Raw genomic sequence first — 16,412 nt, 5'->3', positions numbered from 1 at the left:
TGAAGAAGTTGACCTCACGGAACATGCCCAACACGATCAGGATGATGATGATCACAACCTCATACAAGGCAGCGTTCATGTGATTTTGCAGGAACACCTTGTTCAGTAGTCCCCTATCGTAGTGCTGACTTTTTCGTGCAAGTCGTACCCTGAATGGTGCACTCATGTATGTTTCGACAGTCCATTCTTTGTCCGACTTCTTTTTCTTTATCGGGGTGGCCTCGTCATGTTTCTGGATCACATATCGGGTGGAGCCGATCGTCTTGACCTGCATCTCATCGGGTTGTTCGATGTCCACGCGGATTCCAAACATCTTATAAAGATCTTTGTTGGTCCTGAAGAAATACAGGAATGATATAGCGATGAAGCACGCATTACCCAGAAGGTATCCGGCTACATCCACTACAATGTCAGGCCACGGGACAAATTCACTGTCTGCCTGGAACTCCACGATCATCCATGAATAGTAAAGACAAAAGATGAGTGGTATGGTGGAATTGTTGATGCTGAACTTCCAGAATGGTCTTGATAAGGTTGCGAGAAAAGGAAAACGAAAGCTGTTACCGATATAGTTGGTAATATGAAAGGCCATGATGAAACCACCTGAAGCAAGGCCCATGAACAGGTAAGACCAGAAATCCACCTTTCCCATATACTCCGGATCCAGAAAAAGATATGGGATGCCGTAGCGCTGCATGAACTGGCCGGTTACAAAGCCAAACAGTATCACCCAGAAGAGTACGAGAAGATGGTTTTTCTTGATGAGCAGGATCAGCAACTGGATGGGGAAAAAATAAATAATGCGTCGCCACATATCCTTTTTCCAGAATGCTATGAAATTGCCTGCCATTGTGTTTTATCCTAACATATTTCTTTACGCGTAAAGGGAGGTCAAGGTTCACCGGTCCCGGAAGGCAGGAAGCACTAGGATTGTAACACGTATTCGATCACATGTTCCTCCAGGCTGAAAGGCTTGATGTCGGATAACCCCAGTTGGTTCACCGCCACTTCAAGGTCAGCACGGTCCAGGGTGTCCTCTTTTCCGGTATAATAACGTGCGGATGCTTCAAGGGATTTTAAAGGTATCAGACCTACAAGTTCAGAGCCGGTGACCTCCGTGCCCAGTGCTGCTGCCTTTTCTTTTACCCTTTCAAATACAACGTGCATCGGGGTGACATCTACATTGGTAAGGTTGGTGGATACCTGGGCGATGTCGAAATCCTCAAGGTACCAGCCTATGGCTTTGACGGCTTTTAGTTCGCCAGGTAGTACCACCAGATTACCCAGGGCGTCATAACCTTTGATGGCGCCGCTTTCCCTGATCTCTTCCGCGATGGCGCGGGCAAGGTTCGCATCTTTGGTTTTCAGGTTGATGTTATAGGCTACCAGAAATGGTCTTGCGCCGATGATGGCAATGCCTGACCTGGGGTTGAAGTAAGGTCTGCCGAAGTCGGGAGCCCAGCCGGGTTGCTCAATCTTCTCCGCAAGCCCTTCATATTCTCCTGCCCTGATCTTTGCCAGATTGGCCCTGGATCGTAACAAGGCAGATTCTTCGTAAAGAAAAACAGGGATGTCCAGTTCTTTGCCAATGCGTTCACCCAGGATTCGGGTGTAGTGAATCGTTTGCTGCATGCTGATGTTTTGCAGCGGGACCAACGGACACACATCCATCGCGCCTATGCGCGGGTGCTTGCCTTTGTGCTTACTCATGTCGATTTTCTCCGCTGCCACAGTCATGGCACGGAACGCACCTTCAATAACGGAATCGGGAGGACCGGCAAAAGTAACCACGGTCCTGTTGGCCGCTTCTCCGCTATCCACATGAAGTATCCTGTTGTTATCTACGGAGCTGATGGCATCCACAATGGCTTTGATCACCGCTTTGTCACGACCTTCACTGAAGTTCGGAATACACTCGATGAGCTGCCCGTCCGCTTTCATGCTGCAAACTTACTTCTATGTTCCGGTTTTGCAAATTAATAGAAATAAGAAATGAGAATTAAGATGTAAGAATGAAGAATTAAGAAATTAGAATGAAGATGGTTTGCCATTTTGCATTGCGGCCAATGTTTGGCGTATTGTAATCCCGAAGGGATGGAATTATTATAGCGATAATTGTCATCCGGTATGCGTAAATCCCGAAGGGATGACACCTTATTATATTAAGAATTAAGAATGAAGATGGTTTACCATTTTGCATTGCAGTCAATGGTTGGCATGTCGCAATCCGGACGCAAGACAATAGATAGAAGACACTAGATAATAGATGCCAGATAAATAGATACCAGATAAATAGATACCAGATAAATAGATACCAGACAAAATTTATATCATCACATCTCACATCATCATATCACCAAACCAGCCTGCCCCGCAATGGCCAAGCGTCGGCTGGCAGGTCATCACATCACCACATTAGCACATCACCGCATTAGCACATCACCGCATTAGCACATCACCACATTAGCACATCACCACATTAGCACATCACCACATTAGCACATCACCACATTAGCACATCACCGCATTAGCACATCACCACATTAGCACATCACCGCATTAGCACATCACCGCATTAGCACATCACCACATTAGCACATCACCGCATCATTATTTACCTTTGCCCGCTATGGCAGGTAATTCTTTCGGACAGGTTTTCAGACTGACAACTTTTGGTGAATCGCATGGCTTGGCCATTGGCGGTGTGGTGGACGGGTGCCCGCCCGGATTGACTATCACTGTGGGAGATATTCAGGCTGAACTGGATCGCAGACGTCCCGGGCAATCACACATCACAACCCAGCGCAAGGAACCGGATACCGTTGAGATACTCTCTGGTGTTTATGATGGACTGACCACAGGTGCGCCCATCGGTTTTGTGATCCGTAATTCCAATCAACGTTCGGGTGATTATGATCACCTGAAGGGGGTCTACCGGCCTTCACATGCCGATTATACCTATGATGAAAAATATGGCCACCGGGATCACCGCGGTGGCGGCCGTTCTTCTGCAAGAGAAACCGCAAGTCGTGTGGTGGGAGGTTGTATCGCCGGTAAATTGTTGGAAATGCACGGTGTGGAAGTGACTGCATGGGTGTCCTCCGTTGGTGAACTGGAAATGGGCAAGATGGAAATTCCCATTACCCGTGAAAAAGTGGACGCCAACATTGTACGCTGTCCGGATTCGGCTATGGCGGAAAAGATGATCGCGCTTATTGAACAGGTGCGGAAAAAGGGGGATACGGTAGGCGGCGTGGTATCAGCGTCCATTACCGGTTGCCCGCCTGGACTTGGTGAACCCGCATTTCATAAACTGCATGCCGATCTGGGCCAGGCCATGTTGTCCATCGCTGTAAAGGGCTTTGAATATGGCTCCGGCTTTGCGGGAACGCAGATGTTTGGCTCTGATCATAATGATATCTTCGAAGCAAAAGATGGCAAAGTATCCACACGAACCAATCATTCAGGTGGTATACAGGGCGGTATCAGCAACGGAATGAATATCGATTTCAGGGTCGCCTTTAAACCTGTTGCTACATTGATGAGGCCGCAGGATACGGTGAACAAGCAGATGGAAGCGGTGCAGGTGGAAGGTCGTGGAAGACATGATCCTTGTGTGTTGCCCAGGGCGGTTCCGATCGTCGAAGCCATGGCCAGACTCGTGGTAGCGGATCATCTGTTGCTCCAGCAAACCTTAAGAATCTGACGCTATGAGAAAAATGGCACTGCACTGGCAGATTCTGTCCGGCATGTTCCTTGGCGTGGTACTGGGCGCTGTCGCTGCCACAGCTGGCCATGAGCAGTTTATCACCCGATGGGTCAATCCCTTCGGTGTGATCTTTATGAACCTGCTTAAGCTGATTGCTGTGCCGCTGGTGTTTGCATCCCTCGTCAAAGGTGTCTCCAGCTTGTCAGATATCACCAAGCTTTCAAGAATTGGCACCAGGACCATCGGTATTTATCTTACTACGACTGTTATTGCTGTTACCCTGGGGCTGGTTTTCGTGAATGTCACCAATCCTGGAAAATCATTCTCTCCGGAGAAGAGACAGGAACTCCAGGCACAATATGCCGCCAATGTTGAGATCGGAAAAACAGGTGCTCAGGGTGTGAAGGATGCAGGACCACTGCAATTTCTTGTTGATATGGTTCCGTCAAACTTTATTGATGCTGCCACCAACAACGGGAAAATGTTGCAGGTCATCTTTTTTTCTTTGCTGTTTGGTATCGCTATGGTCATGCTTCCCGAGGAAAACACCCGGTATGTGAAAGGCTTTTTTGATGGGGTGAATGACATCATCCTTAAGATCGTGGATATCATCATGCTTTATGCCCCCTTTGGTGTGTTGGCGCTTATGGCCGGCGTGATCGTTGACTTTTCAGATAGTCTGGGTGAGCTTTTCCAGGCGCTTGGCGTATATTCTCTAACCGTTGTTGCGGGTCTGGCGGTGATGGTACTTCTTATTTATCCGCTCATTCTCAAATTGTTCACCAAGGTCAAATACGGAGAATTCTTCAAAGGGATCATGCCCGCCCAGCTTTTGGCTTTTTCAACGAGTTCAAGTGCAGCAACCCTTCCGGTAACCATGGAGCGCTGCGAGGAACACCTGGGAGTTTCCAAAGAAGTGTCTTCATTTGTATTGCCGGTAGGCGCAACGATCAACATGGATGGTACCAGTCTGTACCAGGCTGTGGCGGCGGTCTTCATCGCCCAGGCATTCGGATACGACCTTCATCTTTCCGACCAGCTCACCATTATTATGACCGCAACACTGGCATCCATTGGTACGGCAGCCGTACCCGGCGCCGGGCTGATCATGCTGATCATCGTGCTCGGTGGGGTAGGTGTGGAACCTGAGGGTATTGCGCTTGTGATAGCTGTCGACCGGTTGCTCGATATGTGCCGCACGGTGGTCAATGTTACCGGTGACGCGACAGTCGCCACGGTGATCGCCTCTACTGAAGGTAAACTTCAACCCGTTACCGAAGACGATTGATCCATGTATTTATACAAATCCAAGTTTTACTAACTTTGGATGGCATGGCGGACTTTCCCTTTTTTAAAGGAAATTCACCCTCATAAGGAAATCAAATAGTTAAATCATCAGGTCATGATCAAAAAGATTTTAATCATTCTTGGCATTCTCATCGTGTTGGTGCTGGGTTCAGTCATCATTCTTCCCATTGTATTCAAGGATAAGATCGTGCAGATGGTGAAGGATGCAGCCAATGAGAACCTCAATGCCAAACTGGAGTTCGGGGATTTCGACTTGTCTTTGATCCGCAGTTTCCCCGACTTCAGTGTAGAGATCAATGACCTTTCCATCGCCAACGTCGGTGAGTTTGATGGGGATACGCTGGTGAGCATGAAGCAGATGGCCCTTACCGTGGACCTTATGAGTGTCATTAGCGGCAGTGAAATGGAAATCAAAACGGTTCGCCTGGATAAGCCACGCATGGCATTTAAAGTACTGGAGAATGGGAAGGCCAACTGGGATATTGCCAAATCTGGTGAAACGGGAACCGGACAAGCCGCTGCCCCGGCGGAAGCAGAAGAGGAATCTGCACCATTCAAAGCCGCGCTGCGCTCACTGTTGATCACGGACGGTTATATGATCTTTGATGATAAAAGTCTGTCGTTTACCATGGTCATTGATGACCTGGATTATAGCCTCAGCGGTGATTTTACCGCCAGCTTTACCTCCGTGGAATCCGAAGGAACCATCAAGGCGATGGATATGAGGTATGAAGGTGTGGACTATATGTCAAAAGCAACTGTGGCCCTGAAAGCTGCGCTTGATGCTGATATGGATAAGTTTGAATTCACCTTCAAGGACAACGAGATCAAAGTGAATGAACTGGTGCTCGGACTGAACGGCAAATTTGCGATGCCGGACAATGGTTATGATATGGACCTGACCTTTGCCGCGCAAAAGAATGAGTTCAAAAACTTCCTGTCGATGGTTCCTGCCGTTTATTCAAACGACTTCGCATCAGTTAAAACCTCCGGAAAACTTGCTCTTGACGGTTATGTCAAAGGCTTGTACAACGACAATACCATGCCCGGATTCGGTACAACCATTGTGATCGAGGATGCCATGTTCAAATACCCTGATCTCCCCGGAGCGATGGAGAATATTCAGGTGGATGTGAACATTGACAGCCCCACCGGCGATCCCGACGGAACAGTGATCGATGTGCGTAAATTCCATGTGGAGATGGCCGGCAATCCGTTTGATATGACAATGAAACTTGCTACGCCGGTATCTGATCCGCAGATCGCCAGCGTGATGAAGGGTGTGATCAACCTGGGTAAATTAGGAGATGTGATCCCAAGAGAGAAGGATGATGTCCTGACTGGCATCATCACCGCCGATCTCGCATTGAAAGGCCACCAGTCTTCCATAGACCAGGGACGGTATGAAGATTTCAAAGCCCAGGGTGGACTCGGTATCCGGAACCTCCTTTACAAAACCAAGGACTTTCCGCAAGGCATGAAGATCATCAACATGCAATTCAATTTCAGTCCGCAATATATGGAGCTTGCCAGCTTTAATGGCATGGTGGGTAAGAGCGACCTGCAGGCCAGCGGAAAGGTGAGCAACTACCTCGCATATGCCATGCAGGACAGCGCTACGTTATCCGGTAATTTCAAGATGACCTCCACTGCTTTTGACCTGAACGAGTTCATGACCGAAGATGAAGCCGAGACCGCTGCTGCATCTCCTTCGCAGTCGGCAGAAACAGCACAGGCACCCGCTGAAGAAGAAGCCCTGTCCGTCATTGAGGTGCCGCCGTTTATTGATTTCGTGGCTTCCGCGTCTTTCGGTGAATTGATTTATGATAATATGAGTATGAAGCAGGTCGGCGGCGCACTGGTGATCCGCGACCGGACCATCAAACTGGAGAACTTTAAAATGAATACACTCGGCGGTGCCATGACCGTAAACGGTACATACGGTACCAAAGATGTGAAGGCACCGGATGTAGACTTCGACCTGGACATTGCCAACTTTGATGTGGAACAAACGGTGACAACCTTCAATACGGTGGCTGAGATGGCGCCCATCGCCAAATCCTGCAAAGGAAACTACTCTACCAAAATGCAGTTCACCACCAAGCTGGATGAAAAGATGGAACCCGTGATGAATACCCTTGCGGGATCCGGACAGTTGAAAACACACAGCATGAAGGTAGAAGGTTTTGCCCCGCTGGAGAAAGTCGGTGATGTGCTGAAAAATCCGAAACTGAAGAAGTGGGAGTTTAATAATATGAACTTCAATTTCAGGTTCTCAGAAGGTCGTGTACATGTCGATCCCGTTAATCTTGCCATGGGTAAGACCAAGGGAACGTTGCAAGGCTCCAACGGATTTGATCAAACCATCGATTATAACCTGAACCTCCAGATTCCACAAGGTGAGCTGGGTGCTCAGGCATTGAGCGGACTGCTGTCCGGCATCGGCATGTCAACGGACCCCAACAAGACCATTCCTGTGGATGTGAAGATCGGTGGTACGGTTACCAATCCGACCATCACACCCTCCGTGGCAGGTGTGGCCAATGAAGTGAAAGATCAGGTGAAGGAAAAGGTCAAAGAGAAGATCAATGAGGTGAAAGATCAGGGCCGTGAGAAACTACAGGCCGAAGCGGATAAGATTATTGCGGATGCCGAAGCACAGGCGAGGCGTATTCGTGAAGAAGGTAAGTCTGCAGCGCAAAAGATTCGTGATGAAGCGAATAAGAACGCCCAGAAAATAGAAGATGAAGGCAAAGGAAATCCGATAAAGAAAAAGGCAGCACAGGTGGCTGCTGATAAGGTCAGAAAGGAAGGAGAGGCCAAAGCAAAAGGAGTGGAGGATGAAGCCAATAAGAAGGCGGATGCCCTCGAAAGTACAGCGAAACAGAAAGCAGCGGATCTCCTGAATAAATAGGCTGGGGATACGTATTGACTCCGGTTGGCGTTGTCATAACATGGTGGTGAAAATTCTGAAGGATATACAATGGAAAAGCTCCTTGTGTTGGATGCTGTGCCTGTTGCCTGTATTCGGTTGGGCGCAGGATTGCCCCAAAGCATCTAAAAAGGCACAGTCTGTCTTTGATGAAGCTGTGGGACGTTGGAAGTATGACCGTAAAAATGCCATGGCCGACCTTCAGGCCCTCGCTGAAAAAGAACCCGGGTTTACCGAGCTTCAATTATTTATAGGAGAAGAGTTATACAAGGAGGGTGACCGGAAGACCTGTTACAAGTACTTCCAGAAGGCTGTTGAAAGTTGCCCGTCCCGCGATCCTTACGCATTCTATCGCATGGGTGAAGTTGCCTATACCCTGGAGCGCTACGACAAGGCCACCAAGCTGATGGAAGAGTTTTTTAAGTATCCTCAGGCCATCCGGAATGAACAGGATAAAAGGCATGCAACCAAACTGCTTGAAAATGCAAGGTTTTATGATGGTGTGTTTAAAAACCCTGTGCCATTCGAACCGAAGGCCATTGAGGATATCTGCACCGAGATGGACGAGTACCTTGCAGCCATCTCTCCCGATGACGGATCCATGTATTTTACCAGGGCTTTCGACAGGAAAACCATGGGGCTTCCCATTGACCGCGCATGGGAGGTAGCCGGTGCGGACCGGGTGGAACGCTTCTCCAGAAGCTATAGGGTCAATGGAAAATTTGAAAAGGGTGAACCACTCACACCGCCCTTCAACACAAACTACAACGAAGGTGGCCCCACCGTTTCCATCGATAATCGTGAATTGTATTTTACCGTTTGCGATGGGAACCGGAACTGTGATATTTACTATACCTTATTCAGTAACGGTGCCTGGGGGCCTATCAGGAATATGGGAGAACATATCAATGATCCTGTACAATGGGATTCGCAGCCTTCCATCTCATCCGATGGGCAAACCCTGTACTTTTCAAGCTTGCGTGCCGGTGGCATGGGTGGTGCGGATATATACATGTGCACCCGTAACGCCAACGGTACCTGGAATGAACCGGTAAATATGGGAGCCCCTATCAATACACCTGGCAATGAAAAATCTCCATTCATTCACACCGACAGCCAAACGCTCTACTTTTCTTCCGATGGCCACGTGGGACTCGGTGGCTTTGATATTTTTCTCACCCGGATGGATAAGAACACCGGCAAGTGGTCCGTGCCCAAAAACATCGGTTACCCTATCAACACCGATAAGGATGACCTCGGTTTTTTTGTCAGCACCGATGGTCAAACGGCTTACTTCGCTTCCAATACCATCAAAGAAGGCAAGGGGGGGTACGACATCTATGGGTTTCCGCTCTATAAAGAAGCACAGCCCGAAAAGGTATTGTTTGTGAAAGGGGAATTGAAAGATGAAGCCGGTGAGCCGGTGAAAGATGCCAGGGTTGAACTGAAGAGCATGAAGTCGAAAGATGTGACAGAGGTAAAGGTGAATAAGGAAACCGGGGAATATGTAGCGGCTGTGACGGTGGATGAAGGAGAGGATTATGTGTTGTCTGTGAAGCAAAAAGACAAGGCTTTCAATGCTGTGTACCTGGAAACAAAGAAACCCGAACCCATCAAACCGGTGACCATCAATTTTGAGATGCAGGAGGTGAAGGTAGGTGAAGCCTATCGTCTGAATGATATCGTATATGCAACGAATTCATTCGAACTCACCGCGGAGGCCATGTCTATGATCGATGAGTTTATCGGCTACCTGACGGATAATCCGCGGCTGAAGGTGGCCATACATGGCCATACCGATAACCAGGGAGATCCTGTGTCAAACAAAGAACTTTCCACCAACCGGGCCAAGTCGGTATACCAATACCTCATCATCGAAGGTGTGGATCCGGACCGGCTATCCTACAAAGGCTTCGGTCAGGACAAGCCCGTTGCAAGTAACAAGACCGAAGAGGGCAGGGGGCGGAACCGTCGGACAGAGTTCGTGATTGTCGGAAAATAGTCAGGACTTCGCCCCTGATTTCCTATCTTGCGGCCCGAATGAAAAATCTTATCTCACACGGATTCATGATGTCGCTGTTGCTGTTCGCATGCGCATGTGGACAAGGCGAACAACCTGTGGAGAGGACATCAGAACAGGACACCCTAAACGGACCAACCGCAGATGCTGACCCCAGGGCGAGGGAAATCGCAGAACAGGTGGTACAAGCTTGTGGCGGGTGGGATGCCTGGCATAAAACGAGACACATCTCATGGAGCTTCTTCGGAAGCCGGAACTGGTTCTGGGATAAGTATACCGGCGACTTGCGGATGGCCTACCCCAGGGAAGATCTGTTGGTATTGATGAATGTGAACACCGAAAAAGGTCGTGCCTTTATTCATCACCAGGAAGTGACCAATGCAGATACACTGGCACAGATCCTGGATCTCGGAAGAAAACGCTGGGTAAACGACAGCTACTGGCTGGTGATGCCATTCAAGTTGCTTGATCCCGGTGTGAGGCTGGAATACAAAGGCCAGGATACCACGCAGGACGGAAGGATTGCGGAAACGTTGCAGCTCACTTTCTTTAATGAAGTAGGTTATACACCTGAGAACAAGTATATCGTGTATGTGGATACCGAAAACAATCGCTTGATCCAATGGGATTATTTTGCAAACACCACCATGCCAGAACCCAGCATTTCCGATATCTGGTCGGACTATAAGAAATATGGTGGCATCCTCCTTTCTTCGACACGTGGCGATCGCAATCTGAATCCGATAGCTGTGTTTGACGCGCTGCCACCGCAAGTGTACAACGATACCGCTTCTGTTGCTGATTTGCTAACCACTAATACAATATTGCAATGAGTAAACCCGGAATCCCAAAAGGCACCCGGGATTTTTCACCGGTGGAAATGGCCAGGAGGAATCATATCTTCCAAACCATCCGTGATGTGTTTCATCTTCACGGCTTTCTTTGCATAGAGACCCCGGCGATGGAAAATACGTCCACCCTGATGGGTAAGTACGGTGAAGAGGGCGACCGCCTTATTTTCAAAGTGCTTAACTCCGGCGACTATCTGTCTTCTGTGGATCGCAGCGAAATGGCAATCACCACATCCAGGGAGTTAACCCCTAAAATTTCGGAGAAGGCCCTGCGGTATGACCTCACCGTCCCCTTTGCCCGATACGTGGTGCAACACCAGAATGATATCGCCTTTCCGTTTCGCCGGTATCAGATTCAGCCTGTGTGGAGAGCCGACAGGCCGCAAAAAGGCAGGTACCGCGAGTTTTATCAGTGTGATGCGGATATCATCGGAAGCGCATCCCTGTTGAATGAGGTGGAGCTTGTGCAGGTGATCGTGGAGGTGTTGGACCGGCTCGGGATCAAAGGCTGGAAACTGAAGATCAACAACCGGAAGATTCTGGCTGGTATCGCGCAGCTGGTGGAGATGCCGGAACACATCACCGACCTGACGGTGGCCATGGATAAGTTGGATAAGATCGGGCTGGAAGCGGTAGAAAACGAACTCACGGAAAAGGGATTTTCCGAATCATCACTCGAAACCCTGCGGCCGCTTCTTGAATTGGAGGGGGATGCCATGGATCGGATCAATACCCTGCGTGCACGGTTGTCTGGTATTGCGGAAGGAGAGAAGGGCCTGGAAGAATTGACCGAAGTGTGGGAAGGGGTAACTCCGTTCATTGACCCATCAAATATCCTGTTTGAGCCTTCGCTGGCACGCGGACTGCATTATTATACAGGTGCTATCCTGGAAGTGGGTGTGCCGGAAAGTGGCATCGGAAGTATCATCGGTGGTGGCCGGTATGACGACCTCACGGGTATTTTCGGTTTGCCGGGTATGTCCGGTGTTGGAATATCATTCGGTGCCGATCGCATCTATGATGTCATGCAGGCATTGGAGCTTTTCCCCGAAACGTCAGGACAAACCAGTCTGGTCATGTTCCTGAACTTCGGAAAGGAAGAAGCAGCCTGGTGCCAGAAAGCAGCACATTTACTCAGAAAGGAAGGTATACCCTGCGAAGTGTATCCTGATGAAGCCAAGGTAAAGAAGCAAATGGCATTTGCCAACACCCGGTCGATCCCCTGGGTGGCGCTGGCCGGTAGCGATGAACTGAAAAGTGGTGTATTCACATTGAAGAATATGATAAGCGGGGAACAGGAAAAAGTAACACCGGAAGAGTTGACACAAAGGCTAAAAGGCCAGGCCATGACTGCGGATTGAATTTTTATATCTTTGAAAAAACCGTGAAACCATGACTGAAAAACCAATGAGTCAAATGAGAATTGCGCTTTTCTATGGCGGAATTTTTGGTCTTATCTCAGTAGCTTCCTCTCTGATATTTTATATGCTAGGATTGTTTGGGGCGAAAGGAACCGGGTGGGTTGGTTATATCCTAATGATTGGTATGATCGTCATCGCCATCAAGAACTATAGAGACCAACATCTGAATGGCTATATTTCTTATGGGCATTCACTTGGTACAGGGGTACTGGTATCTGTTATTGGTGGCTTGATAGGCTCTTTATTTATGTTTTTGATGCTTACCGTGATAGATCCGGAACTGATGGACTTTTTTAAACAACAGGCGGAAAGTCAAGCGCTTGAGCGTAACCCATCAATGACCGACGAGGAGTTGGCTCAGGCTATGAAAGCCGCAGAGATGTTTATGTCACCGGTTGTTTTCTTCGTTGCTGGTGTTATCGGATCTGCTTTTATGGGATTGTTATTTTCACTGATCATTTCCATCTTCCTTCAAAAGAAGAGTGATCAAATGCCAATGGCATAGCTTGCATGGATCTGTCCATCGTCATACCCCTGCTGAACGAGGAAGAATCCCTTCCTGAACTGGTATCCTGGATAGATAGGGTATGCCGTGAAAACCACATTACCTATGAAGCGATCCTCATAGACGACGGCAGTACCGATGGCTCCTGGAAGTGTATTGAAAAACTGAATGCCCAATATCCTGGCGTCAGGGGTATCAGGTTCCGTAGAAATTATGGTAAGTCGGCCGGACTGAGCTGCGGCTTTGAAGCAGCCACCGGAAAGGTGGTGATCACCATGGATGCCGATCTGCAGGACAGCCCCGATGAAATTCCGGAACTCTACAAAATGATCGCCGAACAGGGTTATGACCTTGTTTCAGGGTGGAAGCAGAAGCGGCATGATCCTTTAATGAAGACCATCCCCAGCAAGTTTTTCAATGCGGTCACCCGATGGGTGTCGGGCATCCCGTTACATGACTTCAACTGCGGTCTGAAAGCTTACCGGGCGGAAACCATCAAGGCCATCGAAGTATATGGGGAGATGCACCGCTATATCCCTCTGATCGCCAAATGGGCCGGGTTTAAGAAGATCGGCGAGAAGGTAGTACAACATCAGGCCAGAAAGTATGGCGTAAGCAAATTCGGATGGGAACGTTTCGTGAACGGTTTCCTGGACCTGCTTTCCATATCTTTTGTCACCCGCTTTGGGAAAAAACCGATGCACCTCTTCGGTACCCTGGGGACGCTCAGCTTTATCCTTGGCTTTTGCATTGCCCTCTATCTGAGTATTTCCAAACTGGTTTACATGGAATACAAGATGACTGAACGGCCACTGTTCTATCTCGGATTGCTGGCCATGATCATCGGAACGCAAATGTTCATGACCGGTTTCCTGGCGGAGATGGTTTCCCGGAATGCACCCGACAGGAATACCTACCTTGTTTCCGAAACGACTCCGGATTCAGGTCAGCCAGCGACTTCAAACCTTTAATATGCCAGAGCACCCAACCTGTGTGATTGTTGGACCGGCATTTCCCCTGAGGGGAGGCATCGCCGACTTCAACGAAGCATTGGCCAGGGCATTGATAAAGGCCGGTTACAATTGTAAGCTGGTTTCTTTCTACATGCAATATCCCGCCTTCCTTTTTCCCGGGAAAACACAGGTAAGTCCGGATAGCCCTCCTCCCGATCTGAGCATTCATTCACTCATCAGCTCCATCAATCCCATCAGTTGGTGGAAGGCCGCCCGTTTCATCAGAAAGCAAAACCCCGACTTGGTGATCATACGCTACTGGCTGCCATTCATGGGCCCCTGCCTTGGTACCATTGCCCGTTTGATTAAAAGAGGCAGAAAAACCCGTATTGTCGGTCTTACCGATAATGTGATACCGCACGAACCACGGCCCGGTGACAAGGCCTTTACACGATGGTTCCTCGGAGGTTGTCATGGTTTTATCACCCTCTCCAGGCAGGTTATGGCAGAGCTGCAGCAATTTCTACCCGATGCCAAAGTGCGTTTCCATCCACACCCGATTTATGATGTGTTCGGAGAAAGGGTAGACCGTCAAACCGCACTGAAGTACCTCGGCCTGGAAGATGGGAAGTATGTGCTCTTCTTCGGCTTTATCAGGCAATACAAAGGACTGGACCTGCTGCTGGAGGCGATGGGAGATGAACGGCTCAAAGCCAGAGGAGTGAAACTGATCATTGCAGGTGAGTTCTATGAGCCAGCCGAACCTTATCATGATATTGTGACTAAACACAAAATGGAGGATCGCATGATCATTCATGACCGGTTTATTCCCAGGGATGATGTCCGGTATTACTTCAGTGTGGCTGACATCGTGGCTCAGCCATACCGGACCGCAAGCCAGAGCGGCATCACCCAGATCGCCTATCATTTCGAACGGCCTATGCTGGTTACCGCTGTGGGTGGCCTGGAGGAAGTGGTGCCCCATGGCAAGGTCGGTTTTGTGAGCCAGGTCAACGCCCGAAGTATTGCAGACGACCTGGAGCGTTTCTTTGATGAGGATCTTGGCCCGGCATTTGCAACGGCTACCAAAACCGAGAAACAACGATTTTCATGGCATTCCCTGGTGGAATGTATCGAAGACCTCGTTTCCGGGTTATAAGGGTACGCTCGTTGAAAGTCCCTATCTTCGCAGAATGAATGCCAGTGCAGAATTCAGTCGGGGCTGAAAACGTTCTGATGATATGAATGCATGCATACTTATGAGAAAACTTTCTGAATATCGTTTTAAGGTCAGCCATCGCATCGTTGTGCTATCGGTTGTAATGATCATGATAGGTGGAGTGACACCGCTTAGGGCTCAGGAACCGGCTGATTCACTGAATCAGACCGATGACCAGGGCAGGAAACAGGGGCATTGGATCAAGTATTTTCCGGAACATGAGAAACAGGTCATGTACGATGGCTACTTCAAAAATGACCTGCCTATCGGCCTGTTGAAGCGGTACACTCCGGACGGAAAGCTACAGGCGGAAATGGACTACGCGGCTGATGGCTATACCATTCAGGCTAAGTTGTACCATCCCAATGGGCAACTGATGGCAACTGGTGGGTACATCGGAAAAGTGAAGGATGGTGAATGGACATACTACAACGAGGCCGGAAAGAAAACATCTCATGAAGGGTTTAAACAGGGAGTGAGCCACGGTAGTTTTGAGGAATACTATCCATCCACGGGCGCCACGGTGAATCAACTTACGTGGGTGGATGGGGTAAAGCAAGGACCATGGATACAACAGTTTGAGAGTGGCAAGCTGAAATTAAAAGCCAATTATGAGAAAGGTCACCTGGAGGGAGATATCACGTTTTACTACCCTGAAGGAGGGGTGCAGATGAAGGGGCAGTATGTGGCGGGCATGAAACAGGGAACCTGGAAGTATTTTCTTGAAGACGGTCGTCTGGCAAGCATCATAGGACATAAGGACGGGGATGTGGTCAGTTCTGTAAAGGTTAATGGCACATTTACCGAACACTATCCCGGTCGAATCCCCAGCAAAGTGGAAAACTATCGCAATGGCAAACTGGATGGCGATTACCTGGTGTACTACAAGGTAGGTGAATGGGTCGTGAATGAGACCACCAACAAGGATGGAGAAGTGGAGCGGGTGGAAGAACTGAAAGGCCAGCAGTTGAAGATGAAGGCTAACTATGTTGAAGGTAAACTTGAAGGAGAGGTAACCTACTACAAACCGGATGGGTCTGTAGATAAGGTAGAAAAATACGTGGGAGGGGAAAAACAATAACAATGAGTTCAAAAGGAAAGGTACTGGTAGCCATGAGTGGTGGCATCGACAGTTCGATGGCGGCGCTGATGTTGCATGATGAAGGATATGAGGTGATCGGGATCACCATGAAAACATGGGACTATGCCTCGGCTGGCGGATCACGCAAGGAAACCGGTTGTTGTAGTCTGGATTCCATCAATGATGCCCGTATTCTGGCGGTGGAGCAGGGCTTTCCGCATTTTATCCTCGATATCCGTGATGAGTTCGGCGACCAGGTCATCGATAATTTTGTGGAAGAGTACATTGCCGGTCGCACACCCAACCCATGTGTTTTGTGTAATACGCATATCAAATGGGAAGCCCTGTTGAAAAGAGCTGACCAGCTGGGTTGTGATTATATTGCCACAGGGCACTATGCGCAGGTACGAAAT

Annotated in this window: 13 protein-coding genes; 11 read left to right on the top strand and 2 right to left on the bottom strand. The window is 49.0% G+C overall.

Annotated features, from left to right (window positions below; all coding sequences use genetic code 11):
* The coding region (locus KDD36_08595; protein MCB0396697.1) for a hypothetical protein at positions 1-850 on the bottom strand (850 nt) is incomplete at its 3' end.
* 74 nt (positions 851-924) lie between these two features.
* Entirely contained in the window at positions 925-1,941 is a 1,017-nt protein-coding gene (gene ftcD, locus KDD36_08590; GenBank protein ID MCB0396696.1) for a glutamate formimidoyltransferase, read from the bottom strand.
* A 688-nt stretch (positions 1,942-2,629) separates the two neighbouring features.
* Between ftcD and aroC the strand changes: the two genes are divergently transcribed.
* The 11 genes from aroC to KDD36_08535 form a co-directional block, all read left to right on the top strand.
* Positions 2,630-3,706 carry a chorismate synthase gene (gene aroC / locus KDD36_08585; protein ID MCB0396695.1) on the top strand — a complete coding sequence of 359 codons (1,077 nt, stop codon included), beginning with the start codon at positions 2,630-2,632 and terminating at the stop codon, positions 3,704-3,706.
* Positions 3,707-3,710: 4 nt separating this feature from the next.
* Positions 3,711-4,997, top strand: coding sequence for a dicarboxylate/amino acid:cation symporter (locus KDD36_08580; protein ID MCB0396694.1), 1,287 nt, complete (start codon positions 3,711-3,713; stop codon positions 4,995-4,997).
* A 114-nt stretch (positions 4,998-5,111) separates the two neighbouring features.
* Positions 5,112-7,931, top strand: coding sequence for an AsmA family protein (locus KDD36_08575; GenBank protein MCB0396693.1), 2,820 nt, complete (start codon positions 5,112-5,114; stop codon positions 7,929-7,931).
* 46 nt (positions 7,932-7,977) lie between these two features.
* Positions 7,978-9,951, top strand: a complete 1,974-nt coding sequence (locus KDD36_08570; GenBank protein MCB0396692.1) for a PD40 domain-containing protein — start codon at positions 7,978-7,980, stop codon at positions 9,949-9,951.
* Between the two features lie 38 nt (positions 9,952-9,989).
* Entirely contained in the window at positions 9,990-10,802 is an 813-nt protein-coding gene (locus KDD36_08565; GenBank protein ID MCB0396691.1) for a hypothetical protein, read from the top strand.
* Positions 10,799-12,181, top strand: coding sequence for a histidine--tRNA ligase (locus KDD36_08560; protein MCB0396690.1), 1,383 nt, complete (start codon positions 10,799-10,801; stop codon positions 12,179-12,181). The genes KDD36_08565 and KDD36_08560 overlap by 4 nt, the downstream gene beginning before the upstream one ends.
* A 31-nt stretch (positions 12,182-12,212) precedes the next feature.
* Complete coding sequence (locus tag KDD36_08555; protein MCB0396689.1) at positions 12,213-12,746, top strand: DUF4199 domain-containing protein; 534 nt, start codon at positions 12,213-12,215, stop codon at positions 12,744-12,746.
* A 5-nt stretch (positions 12,747-12,751) separates the two neighbouring features.
* A complete protein-coding gene (locus KDD36_08550; protein ID MCB0396688.1) occupies positions 12,752-13,717 on the top strand; it encodes a glycosyltransferase family 2 protein in 966 nt (321 codons plus the stop codon).
* A gap of 1 nt (position 13,718) precedes the next feature.
* Positions 13,719-14,858 carry a glycosyltransferase gene (locus tag KDD36_08545; GenBank protein MCB0396687.1) on the top strand — a complete coding sequence of 380 codons (1,140 nt, stop codon included), beginning with the start codon at positions 13,719-13,721 and terminating at the stop codon, positions 14,856-14,858.
* A gap of 100 nt (positions 14,859-14,958) precedes the next feature.
* Positions 14,959-15,999 (top strand): toxin-antitoxin system YwqK family antitoxin, encoded by a 1,041-nt coding sequence (locus tag KDD36_08540; GenBank protein ID MCB0396686.1) that lies wholly within the window; start codon positions 14,959-14,961, stop codon positions 15,997-15,999.
* Positions 16,000-16,001: 2 nt separating this feature from the next.
* Positions 16,002-16,412, top strand: a 411-nt coding sequence (locus KDD36_08535) for a tRNA 2-thiouridine(34) synthase MnmA (GenBank protein ID MCB0396685.1), incomplete at its 3' end; no start/stop codon positions are given.

Source organism: Flavobacteriales bacterium (assembly GCA_020435415.1).
GTDB lineage: Bacteria > Bacteroidota > Bacteroidia > JACJYZ01 > JACJYZ01 > JACJYZ01.
The sequence above is the reverse complement of the archived record's forward strand: the minus strand, read 5'-3'. Positions and strand labels throughout refer to the sequence as shown.

What these genes read in the sequence shown, in the direction of transcription:
- ftcD (MCB0396696.1), bottom strand. Translation starts at nt 1,941, where the DNA reads ATGAAAGCGGACGGGCAGCTCATCGAGTGTATTCCGAACTTCAGTGAA.
- aroC (MCB0396695.1), top strand. Translation starts at nt 2,630, where the DNA reads ATGGCAGGTAATTCTTTCGGACAGGTTTTCAGACTGACAACTTTTGGT.
- KDD36_08580 (MCB0396694.1), top strand. Translation starts at nt 3,711, where the DNA reads ATGAGAAAAATGGCACTGCACTGGCAGATTCTGTCCGGCATGTTCCTT.
- KDD36_08575 (MCB0396693.1), top strand. Translation starts at nt 5,112, where the DNA reads ATGATCAAAAAGATTTTAATCATTCTTGGCATTCTCATCGTGTTGGTG.
- KDD36_08565 (MCB0396691.1), top strand. Translation starts at nt 9,990, where the DNA reads ATGAAAAATCTTATCTCACACGGATTCATGATGTCGCTGTTGCTGTTC.
- KDD36_08560 (MCB0396690.1), top strand. Translation starts at nt 10,799, where the DNA reads ATGAGTAAACCCGGAATCCCAAAAGGCACCCGGGATTTTTCACCGGTG.
- KDD36_08555 (MCB0396689.1), top strand. Translation starts at nt 12,213, where the DNA reads ATGACTGAAAAACCAATGAGTCAAATGAGAATTGCGCTTTTCTATGGC.
- KDD36_08550 (MCB0396688.1), top strand. Translation starts at nt 12,752, where the DNA reads ATGGATCTGTCCATCGTCATACCCCTGCTGAACGAGGAAGAATCCCTT.
- KDD36_08545 (MCB0396687.1), top strand. Translation starts at nt 13,719, where the DNA reads ATGCCAGAGCACCCAACCTGTGTGATTGTTGGACCGGCATTTCCCCTG.
- KDD36_08540 (MCB0396686.1), top strand. Translation starts at nt 14,959, where the DNA reads ATGAGAAAACTTTCTGAATATCGTTTTAAGGTCAGCCATCGCATCGTT.